The following is a 15,110-nucleotide window of genomic DNA, read 5'->3' on the forward strand; positions in this document are numbered from 1 at the left end:
GGCCTCAGCGCCCAGCGCGCCAGGCGGGCAGAGCCTCGGCCGCTGCTCGTCCGGCAAGCCTGCGCCACGTCTGAGGCCCAGACGCCCGGCAGGTCAGGCGCGTCGATCGACAAACTGTCGGCCAAACACTCAGGCACACGCACACTCAAGCGGCGAACACCTGCCAATGCAGCAACTGAAGCAGGCGACCAAGCCATTGCGGCGACTGCCCGAGCGCAACCGAGAGCTTGGGCGGCTCCACAGCCAGGCGCAGCAGGTGGCCACTGACTTCATCTACCCGCTCCGCCCGCAGCACCAGCCCCTGACGCCAGATCAGCACGGTCTCCGCCGACCAACACTGGGCCGACGGTGCCGATGCCGTGCCCTGCTGACTGGCCCATAGTCGGTACAGCGGATGGGCCGACTCCAGCAGGGTCACCGAGGGATGCCACTGCAGTGGCTGCTCGAGTCGTTTTGAGAGACTCGCCAGGTCCATCTCGGCAATGCGCAGCACCGGGGTGTCGTCCGCGTGAAAAGCCCGCAGTCGCGCCCATTCGAGTCGTGCGATGTCGCCCAGATAGCCAAACGAACTCAGGGGCTGGAACTGATCGATAAAGTCGGCCAGCTCTGCACCGTATTCATGCAGCACGGCCGAACGTGGCGGGTGCTGCTGGATGAAGACCGCCGCCAAGGCCGTGAAGTAGTCCCGACCAAGCAGCCGATCCAGCGTCGGGAAACCCTGGCGCAGGGCCTCGGTACGGGAGGCGCGCACATTGTTGCGGTACGTGGCGAAACGCTGCGCGAACGAACCCTCCCCAGACTGCCCCAGGTGCTGCGGCAAGGTATCGGGCTGCAGCAGCGCCCGGGCAAACGCCTCGTAAGCGGAAGGTGTCATGCGACGCTCCCCTGGTGAGTAAAGGGCGGCATGTAGGGGCTGTGCTGCAGCGCCCGGGCGCAGTCGACCTCGGCAGCCAACACCCCCCAGGCGGGTAGTTCACGGTCCCACTCGATCAGGCAGGGACGCGGACCGGCCAGCACAAGCCACTGCACATACAGGTCCCAGGTGGCATCGCTGACCGCGCTGGCGTGATCATCGACCAGCAGCTCAAGCCCGCCCCCCTGTACGCGGCTGTGACCGGCCAGATGCAGCTCCCCGACCCGCTCGACCGGTAACGCCGCCAGGTAGCTGCCCGGGCTTGCGCCGCAGTTGTGGCAGCTGACCAGAAGATTATTGAGATCCAGCAACAGGCCACATCCGGTGATCCGACACAGCTGGCGGAGAAACTCCACCTCGCTCATCTCGGACCCTTCCAGGCGCAGATAGACGGCCGGATTCTCGACCAGAATCGGGCGCCCCAGCACCTCCTGCACCTGTTGAACACGACTGGCCACCCTGTTCAGAGTGGTCTCGGTGTAGGCCAGTGGCAATAGATCGCCCAGGTACTGGCCTGCGTGCCCCGACCAGGCCAGGTGCTCGGAGACCAGCGTCGGCGCATACCGCTCGCACAACCGCTGCAGGCGGCGCAGATGCCCGACATCCAGAGGATCGACGCCACCGAGCGACAGCCCTACGCCGTGGATGGACAACGGCAGGTGACGACGCAATTCGCCGAGTTGGGCATGCAACAGCCCGCCCTCGCCGAAATAGTTCTCCGCGTGAATCTCGATGAAGTCGAAGCGTCCGGGGTTGGCTAGCAGGGCCTCGAAATGCACCGGCTTGAACCCCACACCGGCACCGCCCCGGAGCGCGCGACTGCTCATGGCTCAGGGCCGCTGCACAGGCTCGAGCGAGCCCTTGCCGAACGGAGTCTCGATCTGCAGGCAGGTGCCTGCCGGGACCAGCGTCCAGGCGTTGCCCTGATAGTCGATCTTGGAGGTACCGGCGCAGGAGGTACCGGGCCCGGCAGCACAGTCGTTCTGCCCGGCCAGCGAAATGCCGTAGCACTTTTCCTTGCCGGCGTTGACCGGGGCATCGGCGGCACTGGCCGTGTGGGCGACCGCCAGCAGGGTACCGGCCAGAGACAGGGCAAGACAGGTGGTGTGTGTGTGCATGTGAAGCTCCTCAGATGAGTCAGTGTTGCAGCCGGGCCAGCGCCCGCTGCACGGGGGGTCGGGTACTGATGCGCGCTATCCAGGCTCCGACATGGGGAAACGTGTCCAGGTTGACGCCGGCGTAGTCGGCCATGCGCAACCAGCAGAAATGCATGATGTCGGCGATCGAGTAGGTCTCGCCGGCCAGCCAGGGCGACTGCGCCAGGCGCGCATCCAGCAGCCCGGTCAGACGCAACGACTCGTTGCGGTAGCGCTCAATGGCCAGCGGCACCGGTTCCGGCGCCGCGCGCAGGAACCACCCCGCCTGGCCGAACATCGGCCCGACGCTGGCTGCCTGCAGGAACAGGTACTCCATGGCGCGCTGGTACTCCCGCGGGTCCTGCGGCAGCAGGGCACCGTGCTTCTGCGCCAGGTACAGCAGGATGGCTCCGGACTCGGCGAGATTGAGCGGTAGTGCACCGGGACCGTCGAGGTCGACCAGCAGCGGGATCCGCCCGTTGGCATTGAGCGCCAGAAACGCCGGGCGCCTCTGCTCGCCCTTGCTCAGGTCGACCTTGATCAGCCGGTAGTCGACGCCCAACTCCTCGAGGGCGATCGGAACTTTCAGACCGTTGGGGGTATTGGCGCTATAGAGCTCTATCATTGCCCAGCCCTCAGGCATTGCTCCGGATCGGCATGTCCGGCACAGGGGTTCAGGCTGGCACCGCGACGGCGCTGCCACAGCTGTTGCAATCCGTGATCGAGAGACAGCCGCCCAGCACCCTGCCCGATCAGCAGCAGCAACGCCACGGCCCAGGTGCCGTGGGTAGGCCAGGCATCGGGATAGACCAGCAACTGGATCACCAGGGTCATGCCCAGCAGGCCGATGGCCGCCAGACGCGTGCCCAGCCCCAGGAACAGCAGCAGGGGCAGCAGGTGCTCGGCAAAGGCGGCCAGCCCCGCGGCCAATGCCGGATCGATCAACGGCAGGCGGTACTCTTCCTGAAACAGCCAGAGTGCCGAGTCCTTCAACTGCCAGCCATCGACCTTGGTCTGCCCGGATTGCCAGAACAACGCGCCGGGGGCCACGCGGGCCAGCAGCAGCAGGGCATCGCGACCAATGGCCTGCGCGCGCGCGGGAATCTTGAGTATGGACATGAGCCTTCCCTCTTGAGATGCACGGAGGAACCCTGCCGGTGGGGGCCACCGGCAGGTGGACGCGTTACAGGCTGCTGGGCGCCTTATCCTTGATGACCGGCCAGTTGGCGTTGGCCTTGGCAATGTTGCCCGGCACGTCCTCGGACCACTTCTTGAAGACGTCTGCGTTGACGTTCAGATAGAGCTTGCCGTCGACCACCTTGTACTGGTGCGGATCAACATCCAGCTTCTTGCCCAGCGCCGCGCCCATGGCGCAGAAACCGCCATACTGCGGCGCGTACTGAGCCGGATTGCTCTGGAAGGTCTTCATGTTCTCGGCCGAGGCGAAGTAGTAGGTGGCACCGTCGTGCTTCACGGCGAAACGCTTGTCACCCTCGGCCGGTTTGCCCTGAAAGTAGGCCACGGCATCGTAACCCTTGAGGATCACCTGGCCGGCTTCGACGTTGATCGCGGAGGTGGAGGCTTCGTCGTAGGCGAAGCTGCTGGTGGCGGTCAACATCGCGGCACCGCCGACAGCCAGGGTGACGGCCAGGGAGGACGCCATGAAGGATTTTTTCAGGTTCATGATGGTTTTCCTTGCTCGGTGAGTGAACGTCAGAACCCGTTAAGTTCGACGTGGACTCACTGTAGGAACGCAAGAAGCAAACAAGAACAGCCTCAACCGACAAAGCTCTATTGCAGGATTTGCAATTAAGCACGCAGACTGTGCCGTCACTTCAGGAGACGGGCATGGACCGCTTTCAGGAAATGCAGGTGTTTCTGGCCGTGGCGGAGGAACAGGGTTTTGCCGCTGCCGCCCGCCGCCTGAGCATGTCCCCGCCCAGCGTGACCCGCGCCGTGGCGGCACTCGAGGAACGCATCGGCACGCTGCTGCTGACACGCACCACCCGCAGTGTGCACATCACCGAGGCCGGCCTGCGCTATGCGGAGGACTGCCGGCGCATTCTCGCCGAGCTCGAAGAGGCCGAAGAGTCTGCCGCCGGCAGCCATGCCATGCCCCGTGGCCAACTGACGCTTACGGCGCCCGTGTTGTTTGGCGAGCTGTTCGTCACGCCTCTGATGGTCGACTTTCTCGACCGGCATCCGGCCGTGCAGATCCGTGCGCTGCTGGTAGACCGGGTGGTGAGCATGGTCGACGAAGGCATCGACGTGGCCGTGCGCATCGGCAACCTGCCCGACAGCGGCCTGAATGCCGTGCGGGTCGGTGAAGTGCGCCGCGTGATCTGCGCTGCCCCGGCCTTCCTCGATGCCCATGGTCGGCCGACGCATCCTGAACAATTGCAGCAGTTGCAGGTGGTGGCCTCGGCCAGCAGCCCGCTGCTCAGCGACTGGCAGTTCGAGGACAACGGCAGCCCGCTCAGCGTGCGCCTGCAGCCGCGGCTGGTGGTCACCGCCAACCAGGCGGCCATCAATGCCGCCGCGCTGGGCTGGGGACTGACCCGGGTACTCAGCTACCAGGTGGCGGCCAAAGTGGCCAGTGGCGAGCTGGAAATCGTCCTGCAGGACTTCGAGCAGCCACCGCTGCCCGTACACGTGGTGTATCAGGGCGGGCGCAAGGTGGCGGCCAAGGTACGTGCCTTCGTCGACTTCTGCGAACAGCGCCTGGGCCAGGACCCGGCGCTCAATCCACGCAGGCCGGGCTGAGCCATGGACCGCCAGCAGCAGATGCAGGTGTTCCTGGCCGTCAGCCAGACCCTGAGCCTTGCCGCTGCCGCGCGCCAGCTGGAACTGTCGGCACCGACCGTCACCCGCGCCATCGATGCCCTGGAGGCCCGACTGAATCTGCAGCTGCTGCAGCGCAGCACCCGTGGCGTGCTATTGACCGAAGCCGGTGAACGCTTTGCAGCCGACTGCCAGCGCATTCTGACCCAGGTCCAGGAGGCCGAAGCCTCGGCCAGCGGCCTGCACAGCCAAGCGCGCGGGCAGCTGACACTCAGCGTACCGCTGTTGTTCGGCCAGGAACTGATGCCGACCATCCTGCTCGATTACCTGCAGCGCTATCCCGAGGTGCAGCTGTATGTCCGCCATCTGGACCGGCAGCCGAACCTGCACGAGGAGGGCGTGGATGTGGCCATCCTCGCCGGCGCCCTGCCCGATTCCTCGCTCTTTGCCCTCCGGGCCGGGCAGATCCGCCGTGTGGTCTGTGCCAGCCCGCGTTACCTGACCAGGCATGGCGCGCCAGCGCACCCCGACCAGCTGAAGCAGCACCAGATTATTCATTCCAGTGCCGATGCGCGCCTGGCTGAATGGCGCTTTGAGGTAGAAGGCGCGGTCCGCCATTACCCGCTGCGCCCCCGGTTCAGCTGCACCACCAACCAGGGGGCGATCAGGGCCGCCTGCCAGGATGGGGGGCTGACCCGCTGCATGAGCTATCAGGTGCATGAACAGCTGCTGCGCGGCGAGCTGGTCGAGGTGCTGCAGGATTTCGGCTTGCCTGAGCTGCCGGTGCATGTGGTCTATCGCGAAGGCCGGCGCGCTGCAGCGCGGGTGCGCAGCTTCGTCGACTTTGCCGTCAGCCGTTTGCGCGAGCACCCGGCGCTGGCCTGACCCGCGCGCTCATTTCATTTAGCGCAACAATGGATTGCCAATTCTGGCAATTCTGCGACTACAAGCGATGACTCAGTATGGCGCCCACAGTACGGCACACCCGGTGCCGCTGTTTCACCCAGCCAACTGCGGAGTCCACCATGTCCAAGCCGATCAAACTCTTCCATCATCCCCTCTCCGGCCATGCTCATCGCGTGGAGCTGTTCCTCTCGCTGCTCAAGGTGCCCACCGATCTGGTGTTCGTCGACCTGGCCAAGGGCGCGCACAAATCGGCCGAATTCCTGGCCCTGAACCCCTTCGGGCAGGTGCCGGTGATCGATGACAACGGTGTGGTGCTGAGCGACTCCAACGCCATCCTGGTGTACCTGGCCAAGCTCTACGACACCCGCGGCCAGTGGCTCCCCGAGGACGCCCTGATGGCGGCCCAAGTGCAGCGCTGGCTGTCGGTTGCCGCCGGGCCGCTTGCCTCGGGCCCGGCCACCGCCCGCCTGATCACGGTGTTCGGCGCGCCCTACGACGCCGAGTCGACCATCGCCCGCTCCCACGCCCTGCTCAAGGTGGTCGAACAGGAACTGGCCAGCCGTCCTTACCTGACCGGTAACCTGCCGACCCTGGCCGATGTCGCCAGCTACACCTATATCGCCCACGCCCCCGAGGGCAATGTGTCGCTGGCCGACTACCCGCAGGTGCGCGCCTGGCTGGCGCGCGTCGAAGCACTGCCGGGCTTCGTGCCGATGCAGCGCACCGCCGTCGGCCTGCAAAGCGCCTGAGCCGGCCGGCGCCTTCTCGCTGCTCTGGTAGATCGCCGCTCATGGCCACGCCGACCCGAAGCGCTCCGTCCCTCTGGCATCCTGGCGAGAAGCAACTGCAGGAACGCGCGGGCGTGGCCGAACGCATGGAGACACTTGGCCAGCGGATGATCCGCGACCACATGCCCGACCAGCATCGCGACTTCTACCGGCAACTGCCGTTCGTGCTGCTGGGCTCGGTGGACGCCGAGGGGCGCCCCTGGGCCAGCATCCTCGAGGGCCCGCCGGGCTTTGCCCATTCGCCTGAGCCACGCCTGTTGCGGCTGGAGCGCGCGCTCGGCGCGGGCGACCCGGCGACGCAGGCGCTGCAGGAGGGCGCGGCCGTGGGCCTGCTCGGCATCGAGCTGCATACCCGCCGGCGCAATCGCCTGAACGGCCAGGTGGTCGGACGTGACGCGCAGGGCCTGGGCATCGCCGTGGATCAGGCCTTCGGCAACTGCCCGCAATACATCCAGCTGCGCCAGCACCTGCTGCCTGTCAGCCAGTCGCAGCCGGCGGTGGTGGCCGAGCGGCTGGACCATCTGGATGAGCCGGCACGGCAGATGATTGCCGGCGCCGACACCTTCTTCGTCGCCAGCTACGTCACCCTGGAGGATGGCCGGCCGGCGGTGGACGTTTCCCACCGCGGCGGTCAGACCGGTTTCGTGCGGGTGCAGGGCAACCGCCTGAGCATCCCGGACTTTGCCGGCAACCTGCACTTCAACACCCTCGGCAACCTGCTGCTCAACCCGCAGGCCGGCCTGCTGTTCATCGACTTCGCCACCGGCGATCTGCTGCAGCTCAGCGGGCGCACCGAGCTGACCCTGGAAGGTGAGGAAATCCGTGCCTTCCAGGGCGCCGAGCGGCTCTGGCACCTGGAGGTCGAGCAGGTGGTCCGCCGACGCGGCGCGCTGGCGCTGCGCTGGGATTTCCAGAGTTACTCGCCCAACAGCCTGATGACCGGTAGCTGGGCGCAGGCCGAGGCCCGACTGCAGGCGAAGGCCCAGCGCGATCAGTGGCGGCCCCTGCGGGTGACCCGTGTGGTCGAGGAAAGCGCCAGCATCCGCTCGTTCTATCTGGAGCCGGCCGATGCCGGCGGCTGGCCGACGTTCTCGGCGGGTCAGCATCTGCCCCTGCGCCTGACGATTCCCGGGCAGGCGCACCCGGTCATCCGCACCTACAGCCTGTCCAGCGCACCGTCCGATGGCTTTCTGCGCATCAGCGTGAAGCGTGACGGGCTGGCGTCCGGCTACCTGCATGAGCAGGTCAGGGTCGGCAGTCTGCTGGAGGCCAAGGCTGCGCAGGGCCAGTTCGTGCTCGACCCCGAGCAGCGCCGGCCGCTGGTGCTGCTGGCCGCCGGCGTCGGCATCACCCCGCTGCTGAGCATGCTGCGCGAGGTGGCCTACCAGAATCGTCGGCTGCGTCGGCACCGCATGGTCTGGCTGATCCAGAGCGCCCGCCAGCGGGCAGAGCTGGCCTTTGCCCGCGAACTGCAGGCGCTTGAGCAAGAGAACGGCGACACCTTGCACTGGCTGCGGGTCATCAGCCAGCCCGAGGCCGGGCTGCAGGAGGGCCTGGACTTCGACCTGCATGGGCGCATCGATGTCGAACTGCTCAAGGCCGTGCTGCCCTTCGACGACTATGACTTCGTTCTGTGCGGGCCTGCCGCGTTCACCCAGGCGCTGTACGACGGCCTGCGCGAGCTGAACATCAGCGACAGCCGCCTGCATGCCGAAACCTTCGGCCCCTCCAGCCTCAGGCGGCGGCCCGACCAGGCCGGGCCGGCGCAGGACTGGCCGCCGGCGGCCAGCACCCCGGTGCCCGTGCTGTTCGAGCACTCGGCCAAGGAAGCCCGCTGGCTGCCCGGCAGCGGCAGCCTGCTGGAGCTCGCCGAGAGCCGCGGCCTGAACCCGGCGTTCAGCTGCCGAGGCGGCACCTGCGGCACCTGCCGCACGCGCATCGTCAGCGGCCAGGTGACCTACCCGCAACCGCCGGCCAACCGACCGGCCGAGGGCGAGGCGCTGATCTGCTGCGCCGTGCCCGCCGCAGGACAGGGCGGTATGCAGCCGCTGGTCCTCGATCTCTAGGGCCCGCCGCGATGACCATGATCCCCCGCGAAGCACGCAACGCCACGCGCTCGCCAGCGCCGCTTTTCTGCCTGTCACGAGACCGCGACATCGCCCATCCCGTCGGGGTGGCGAATCACCGCCAGCACCATAACCTCTACTCTCACAAGGAGCCTTCCATGACCCCTGAAACACGCCCCCCACTGCCACCCTTTACCCATGAAACTGCCGTGCAGAAGGTACGCATGGCCGAGGATGGCTGGAACAGCCGCGACCCCGGGCGGGTGGCGCAGGCCTACAGCGTCGACAGCCAATGGCGCAACCGCAGCGCGTTTCCGCATGGCCGCGAGCAGATCCGCGACTTCCTGGCCGGCAAGTGGCAACGCGAGCAGCAGTACCGCCTGATCAAGGAACTCTGGGCGTACACGGGTGACCGCATCGCTGTGCGCTTCGCATACGAGTGGCATGATCAACACGGCCAGTGGTATCGCTCCTACGGCAACGAGAACTGGGAGTTCGATGAGCACGGCCTGATGCGGGCACGCCATGCCAGCATCAATGACCTGCCGATCCGCGAGGACCAGCGGCTGTTTCACTGGCCGCTGGGACGCCGTCCGGATGATCACCCTGGCTTGAGTGCGCTGGGCCTTTGAGTCCGCACCGGGCATTCTGCCGTGTCCTGCGAGCCCTTGCCGGCCGGCACCTGGTGGTTGTTTGCCAGCGAATATTCCGATTACTGAAACTAACAGCTGCGCTCTCTGGCCATTCTTGCCTGAAAGTTCCTCTGGAAGACTGTCTCCGTCGGCTTTCTGCCCTAACTGCATGACGGAGACTTCCCATGAAACAGATTCTGCTCATCCTCGCCCTTCTCAGTCCCCTGGCCCAGGCCGCGGAGATCGTAGGGACCACCGAAGAAAACCGCGTCGGCCAGGTGTTCGGCAGCGGTGTAGGCGTCCTGCTGGGTGGAGCTGCGGGCGGCCCGATCGGCGCGCTGGCCGGGACCGGGATCGGCTACTGGAGTGGCGAAAAGGTCCAGCAGGGGCTGGGCCAGAGCGGCACAGCCTACCTGATTGAAGATGCGTCGGGGCAGGTCCGCGAAGTACGTCGCCACCGCCTGGATGTCGAACTGCGCACGCGAGGTGCCCAGCACTGATGGCCTGCGTGCTCACGCAAGGCCTCCAGAGCGGGGCCTTGTGGCGAGGCAGGCACATGCCCGCTGACCGAGTTCGACTGATTGTCCGGAGGCCCTGTACAGTCCTGTAAAGCCGGGCTGATAAGGCGCATAAACTCCGCCTCGCCACCAAAGCTGATCACACAGACAACCTCATGCGCCCGCACTAGAATCATCAGTCTTTTGTTAGCCGCCTATCCATCAAGGACTGCCATGCCCTCTGCCCACCCCAGCCGCGGCTACGCCCTCGGCATCGCCGCCTATCTGATCTGGGGCCTGTTCCCGCTCTACTTCAAGGCCATCGAGGCCGTGCCTGCGCTGGAGATCATCGCCCACCGGGCGATCTGGTCGGCGCTGTTCGGCGCCCTGCTGCTGGCGCTGTGGAAACACCCCGGTTGGTGGCGCGAGCTGCGCGACAACCCCAAACGCCTGGCCGTGCTCACCGGCAGCGGCCTGCTGATCGCCAGCAACTGGCTGGTCTACGTCTGGGCGGTGAATAACGGGCGCATGCTGGAGGCCAGCCTGGGCTACTACATCAACCCGCTGATCAACGTGCTGCTCGGCATGCTCCTGCTTGGCGAACGCCTGCGCCGCCTGCAGTGGGTCGCGGTCGGTCTGGCCGCCGTTGGCGTGCTGCAGCAGCTGTGGCAGGTCGGCAGCCTGCCCTGGGTATCGCTGGTGCTGGCGCTGACCTTCGGCTTCTACGGCCTGATCCGCAAGCAGGCGCCGGTCGCCGCGTTGCCGGGGCTGGTGGTGGAAACCTGGCTGCTGCTGCCGGTGGCGATCGGCTGGCTGCTCCTGCATCCGGCAGCGGTCAGCGCCCAGCCCGACTTCTGGAGCAGCAGCGAGGCGCTCTGGCTGATCGCCGCCGGACCGATCACCCTGGTGCCGCTGCTGTGCTTCAACGCCGCCGCGCGCCACCTGCCCTACACCACGCTGGGTTTCCTGCAGTACCTCGCCCCGACCCTGGTGCTGTTGCAGGCGGTGCTGCTGTTCGGCGAGACGCTGGAGTCGAGCAAGCTGCTGTCCTTCGTCTGCATCTGGGCGGCGCTGTTTATCTACAGCCTGGATATCTGGCTGGGCATGCGCCGCCGCGGGCAGACCGCCTAGAAAACGAACAGTTCCGACAAAACCGCGCCGCTCCTGGGCTGGCGCGGTTGTTCCCAAGCTTTTCCACAGGCCGATCCCCAGGCTCTGTGCACAAGCCAGGCGGCGCTGGCCAGTTTCTGCTCAGATGGCTCCAGGCACCGCCTTCCGCGGCCTGCAGCCAGACGCCCCCACCTTGTGCACAGGGCTATCCCGAGAAACCGGGGATAGCCGGCAGCGGCAAGGGGGGGCTGGCGTTATCCACCGCGCAGTCGCCAACGCTGAGCAAAAACTGCGCAAAACCGGCGAAGCCTAGGCGCATCAGGCTCTCAACGGTGCATACCGGCCTTATCCACAGAGTCATCCACGCCCTCTGTGCACAAGCTCGGCGACCTGGCGATTTTTTGCACGAAAGCGCGCAGCCCACGCTGCCGCTGGGCTGGCGCCGCTGTCCCCCAGCTCGCCCACAGCTTCATCCACAGCTTTCGGGGATATCCCGCTCCCGCCCAACGCTGGACGAAATTCGCGCAACGGCCGGCGAGCCCCACCATGCCTGGCCCGGCGCCATCCATCCCCGCACTATCCACAGCGCCATCCCCGGCGTTTGTGCACAAGCCACTGACGATGCGGCTTTTTTGATCAGGCAATAGAAAGCCCCGGGGCACTAGGCAGTGCGCCGGGGCTCCCCAGACTATCCACAGCTTCACCCCCACAAAACGGGGATAGTTGTAGTCAATCCTCGCTGCGCAGGTTCAGCTCCACCATCAGGTCGTCGGCCAGGGTCTCCAAACGCTCGCGCAGTTGATCCAGCGACAGGGTCAGCGGCACCGCCAGCAGCGCCTCGGCATGGAACAGCAGTTCACTGCTCATCGGCGCCGGCGCGACTTCGGTATTCAGGCGCTCCAGGTTGACGCCATTCTCGGCCAGCAGCCGGGTGATATCGCGCACGATGCCGGGGCGGTCATTGCCCACCAGGTCGAGCAGGATCGGCTTCCACTCGCTGGCCGGCTCCACACCACTTTCGGCCACCAGCACGCGAATGCCCTGGCTGTTCAGGCCCTGCAGACCGGCCGTCAGTTCATCGCGGCTCTCGCTTGGCACGGCCACCCGCAGGATGCCGGCGAACTGTCCGGCCATGCGCGACATGCGGCTTTCCAGCCAGTTGCCGCCATGCGCGGCGATGCATTGGGCGATGCGTTCGACCAAGCCCGGCTGATCCGGGGCGATAACGGTGAGAACCAGATGATCCACGGGTAACTCCTTGCGGCAGTTCGGAAGAAGGCGCGCTCGCAGCGAATCAGAGCGCGAGCCAGTAGGTATAGAACACCTCATCGCGCACATAGCCAAGCTTTTCGTAGAGCGTCTGGCCGGCGAAATTGTCCTTGGCCGTCTCCAGTTGCAGACCGCAGGCACCCGTGGCCTCGGCATGGGCGCGGGCGCTGTCCATCAGTGCTTCGGCCAGCCCCTGGCGACGCGCCGTCGGCGCGACGAACAGGTCGCTGAGCAACCAGGCCGGCGCCAGCTGCAGCGAAGCGAAGAACGGATAGAGCTGGACGAAGCCCTGCGCGTCACCCTGGTCATCGCGGGCCAGGTACAGCACCGACTCGCCCCGCTCCAGACGCTGCGCGAGGAAGCGACGCACCTCGGCCTCGTCATGCTCGCGCTGATAGAACGCCAGATAGCCACAGAACAGCGGGACGAGGGCGTCAAGATCGGCAACTGAAGCACGGGTTATCGACATGGCGAATCTCCGGAAAACCACAGCATAGCCGGTGCGACGCGGCGCCACAGCAACGCCGCCAGATAAATTGTGTACTGTTTATAGATTTACCTAGAACAATTATTGAAATATTTGAGAACATATATGGCGCTACGTGACTAATATGCGCCTTTCGGTCTATCCGCGACGCAACTCCACTGATTTTTCCAGAAGCTTCATGTAGTATTCCGCGGCTCGAACTACATGGCGTCCCGCCTGGTTTTTGAGCTGGTCCTGAGCAGAGTGAGGCAAGCAATGACTGAACGCGTTCAAGTTGGTGGTCTGCAGGTCGCCAAAGCCCTTTACGACTTCATTAACAATGAAGCCATTCCCGGTACCGGCATTGCTGCCGACACGTTCTGGGCCGGCGCCGAAGCCGTGATCAACGATCTGGCCCCGAAGAACCGTGCCCTGCTGGCCAAGCGTGACGAGCTGCAAGCCCAGATCGACGCCTGGCACCAGGCGCGCAAAGGCCAGGCCCATGACGCCGCAGCCTACAAGGCCTTCCTCCAGGAAATCGGCTACCTGCTGCCGGAGCCGGCCGACTTCCAGGCCACCACGCAGAACGTCGACGAAGAGATCGCCCGCCTGGCCGGCCCGCAGCTGGTGGTGCCGGTGATGAACGCGCGCTTCGCCCTGAACGCCTCCAACGCCCGCTGGGGCTCGCTGTACGACGCCCTCTACGGCACCGACGTGATCAGCGAAGAAGGCGGCGCCGAGAAGGGCAAGGGCTACAACAAGGTCCGTGGCGACAAGGTCATCGCCTTCGCCCGTGCCTTCCTCGACGAAGCCGCGCCGCTGGCCGCCGGCTCCCACGTCGACTCCACCGCCTACAAGATCGTCGACGGCCGCCTGGTCGTCAGCCTCAAGGGCGGCAGCAACACCGGACTGCGCGACGATGCGCAGCTGATCGGCTTCCAGGGTGAAGCGAGTGCGCCGGTCGCCGTGCTGCTCAAGCACAACGGTCTGCACTTCGAAATCCAGATCGACGCCAGCAGCCCGATCGGCCAGACCGACGCCGCCGGCGTGAAGGACGTGCTGATGGAAGCCGCCCTGACCACCATCATGGACTGCGAAGACTCCGTGGCCGCCGTCGATGCCGACGACAAGGTCGTGGTCTACCGCAACTGGCTGGGCCTGATGAAAGGCGACCTGGCTGAAGAAGTCAGCAAGGGCGGCCAGACCTTCACCCGCACCATGAACCCGGACCGCGTCTACACCAAGGTCGACGGCTCCGAGCTGACCCTGCACGGCCGCAGCCTGCTGTTCGTGCGTAACGTCGGCCACCTGATGACCAACCCCGCCATCCTCGATGCCGCCGGCAACGAAGTTCCGGAAGGCATCCAGGACGGCCTGTTCACCAGCCTGATCGCCATCCACAACCTGAATGGCAACACCAGCCGCAAGAACACCCGTACCGGCTCCGTGTATATCGTGAAGCCGAAGATGCACGGCCCGGAAGAAGTCGCCTTCGCCGGCGAAATCTTCAGCCGCGTCGAAGACGTGCTGGGCCTGCCGCGCAACACCCTGAAAGTCGGCATCATGGACGAAGAGCGCCGCACCACCGTCAACCTCAAGGCGTGCATCAAGGCCGCCAGCGAGCGCGTGGTGTTCATCAACACCGGCTTCCTCGACCGCACCGGTGACGAGATCCACACCTCCATGGAAGCCGGCGCCGTGGTGCGCAAGGCCGCCATGAAGTCCGAGAAGTGGATCGGTGCCTACGAGAACAACAACGTCGACATCGGCCTGGCCACCGGCCTGCAGGGCCGCGCGCAGATCGGCAAGGGCATGTGGGCCATGCCTGACCTGATGGCGGCGATGGTCGAGCAGAAAGTCGCTCACCCGCTGTCCGGCGCCAACACCGCCTGGGTTCCGTCGCCGACCGCCGCCACCCTGCACGCCCTGCACTACCACAAGGTCGACGTGTTCGCCCGTCAGGCCGAACTGGCCAAGCGCACCCCGGCCTCGGTGGACGACATCCTGACCATCCCGCTGGCACCGAACACCAACTGGACGCCCGAGGAAATCCAGAACGAACTGGACAACAACTCGCAGGGCATCCTCGGCTACGTGGTGCGCTGGATCGACCAGGGCGTCGGCTGCTCCAAGGTGCCGGACATCAACGATGTCGGCCTGATGGAAGACCGCGCCACCCTGCGTATTTCCAGCCAATTGCTGGCCAACTGGCTGCGCCACGGCATCGTCAGCGAAGCGCAGATCGTCGAGAGCCTCAAGCGCATGGCCCCGGTCGTGGATCGCCAGAACGCCAACGACCCGCTGTACCGCCCGCTGGCGCCGAACTTCGACAGCAACATCGCCTTCCAGGCCGCCCTGGAACTGGTGGTCGAAGGCACCAAGCAGCCGAACGGCTACACCGAGCCGGTGCTGCACCGCCGCCGCCGCGAGTTCAAGGCCGCCAACGGCCTGTAACGCGCCGCTGCAGTGAAAAAACCGCCCTTGAGGGCGGTTTTTTATTGCCCGGCGGATGCCGACGGGCTTGGTAGTGCAGCGAAGCCCAACAG

Annotated in this window: 16 protein-coding genes; 8 read left to right on the plus strand and 8 right to left on the minus strand. The window is 65.9% G+C overall.

Features of this window, described 5'->3' with window-relative positions; genetic code table 11:
- Positions 1-145 precede the first annotated feature (145 nt).
- From ACF8C6_RS14975 to ACF8C6_RS15000, 6 genes are all read right to left on the minus strand, one after another.
- On the minus strand, positions 146-874 hold the full coding sequence (locus ACF8C6_RS14975; protein WP_392500012.1) for a putative DNA-binding domain-containing protein: 729 nt from the start codon (positions 872-874) through the stop codon (positions 146-148).
- A complete protein-coding gene (locus tag ACF8C6_RS14980; protein ID WP_392500013.1) occupies positions 871-1,740 on the minus strand; it encodes a DUF692 family multinuclear iron-containing protein in 870 nt (289 codons plus the stop codon). Before ACF8C6_RS14980 ends, ACF8C6_RS14975 begins: the two co-directional genes overlap by 4 nt.
- A gap of 3 nt (positions 1,741-1,743) precedes the next feature.
- A complete protein-coding gene (locus ACF8C6_RS14985; protein WP_392500014.1) occupies positions 1,744-2,031 on the minus strand; it encodes a DUF2282 domain-containing protein in 288 nt (95 codons plus the stop codon).
- Between the two features lie 19 nt (positions 2,032-2,050).
- On the minus strand, positions 2,051-2,674 hold the full coding sequence (locus ACF8C6_RS14990) for a glutathione S-transferase family protein (RefSeq protein WP_392500015.1): 624 nt from the start codon (positions 2,672-2,674) through the stop codon (positions 2,051-2,053).
- A complete protein-coding gene (locus ACF8C6_RS14995) occupies positions 2,671-3,168 on the minus strand; it encodes a DoxX family protein (RefSeq protein ID WP_392500016.1) in 498 nt (165 codons plus the stop codon). Before ACF8C6_RS14995 ends, ACF8C6_RS14990 begins: the two co-directional genes overlap by 4 nt.
- A 64-nt stretch (positions 3,169-3,232) precedes the next feature.
- Positions 3,233-3,733 carry a YHS domain-containing (seleno)protein gene (locus tag ACF8C6_RS15000; RefSeq protein WP_392500017.1) on the minus strand — a complete coding sequence of 167 codons (501 nt, stop codon included), beginning with the start codon at positions 3,731-3,733 and terminating at the stop codon, positions 3,233-3,235.
- Positions 3,734-3,897: 164 nt separating this feature from the next.
- Here ACF8C6_RS15000 and ACF8C6_RS15005 point away from each other — a divergent pair, with 164 nt between their 5' ends.
- From ACF8C6_RS15005 to rarD, 7 genes are all read left to right on the plus strand, one after another.
- Positions 3,898-4,812, plus strand: a complete 915-nt coding sequence (locus ACF8C6_RS15005) for a LysR family transcriptional regulator (protein WP_392500018.1) — start codon at positions 3,898-3,900, stop codon at positions 4,810-4,812.
- Between the two features lie 3 nt (positions 4,813-4,815).
- Positions 4,816-5,715 carry a LysR substrate-binding domain-containing protein gene (locus tag ACF8C6_RS15010; protein ID WP_392500019.1) on the plus strand — a complete coding sequence of 300 codons (900 nt, stop codon included), beginning with the start codon at positions 4,816-4,818 and terminating at the stop codon, positions 5,713-5,715.
- Between the two features lie 140 nt (positions 5,716-5,855).
- Positions 5,856-6,485, plus strand: coding sequence for a glutathione S-transferase family protein (locus ACF8C6_RS15015; RefSeq protein ID WP_392500020.1), 630 nt, complete (start codon positions 5,856-5,858; stop codon positions 6,483-6,485).
- A gap of 41 nt (positions 6,486-6,526) precedes the next feature.
- On the plus strand, positions 6,527-8,590 hold the full coding sequence (locus tag ACF8C6_RS15020; RefSeq protein WP_392500021.1) for a pyridoxamine 5'-phosphate oxidase family protein: 2,064 nt from the start codon (positions 6,527-6,529) through the stop codon (positions 8,588-8,590).
- Positions 8,591-8,748: 158 nt separating this feature from the next.
- Positions 8,749-9,222, plus strand: a complete 474-nt coding sequence (locus ACF8C6_RS15025; RefSeq protein ID WP_392500022.1) for a DUF1348 family protein — start codon at positions 8,749-8,751, stop codon at positions 9,220-9,222.
- A gap of 185 nt (positions 9,223-9,407) precedes the next feature.
- On the plus strand, positions 9,408-9,722 hold the full coding sequence (locus tag ACF8C6_RS15030; protein ID WP_392500023.1) for a hypothetical protein: 315 nt from the start codon (positions 9,408-9,410) through the stop codon (positions 9,720-9,722).
- A gap of 231 nt (positions 9,723-9,953) precedes the next feature.
- On the plus strand, positions 9,954-10,850 hold the full coding sequence (rarD, locus tag ACF8C6_RS15035; protein WP_392500024.1) for an EamA family transporter RarD: 897 nt from the start codon (positions 9,954-9,956) through the stop codon (positions 10,848-10,850).
- A 708-nt stretch (positions 10,851-11,558) separates the two neighbouring features.
- Here rarD and ACF8C6_RS15040 read toward each other — a convergent pair.
- Together ACF8C6_RS15040 and ACF8C6_RS15045 are read right to left on the minus strand one after the other, a co-directional pair.
- Positions 11,559-12,077, minus strand: a complete 519-nt coding sequence (locus ACF8C6_RS15040) for a glycine cleavage system protein R (RefSeq protein ID WP_277688287.1) — start codon at positions 12,075-12,077, stop codon at positions 11,559-11,561.
- Between the two features lie 46 nt (positions 12,078-12,123).
- Positions 12,124-12,567 (minus strand): GNAT family N-acetyltransferase, encoded by a 444-nt coding sequence (locus tag ACF8C6_RS15045; protein ID WP_392500025.1) that lies wholly within the window; start codon positions 12,565-12,567, stop codon positions 12,124-12,126.
- Between the two features lie 273 nt (positions 12,568-12,840).
- On the opposite strand from ACF8C6_RS15045, the gene ACF8C6_RS15050 reads away from it, so the two are divergent.
- Positions 12,841-15,018, plus strand: a complete 2,178-nt coding sequence (locus ACF8C6_RS15050) for a malate synthase G (RefSeq protein WP_392500026.1) — start codon at positions 12,841-12,843, stop codon at positions 15,016-15,018.
- Positions 15,019-15,110 lie beyond the last annotated feature (92 nt).

Origin of the sequence: Pseudomonas sp. zbq_18 (genome assembly GCF_043102245.1) — a bacterium.
In the GTDB taxonomy this organism is placed as follows: domain Bacteria; phylum Pseudomonadota; class Gammaproteobacteria; order Pseudomonadales; family Pseudomonadaceae; genus Aquipseudomonas.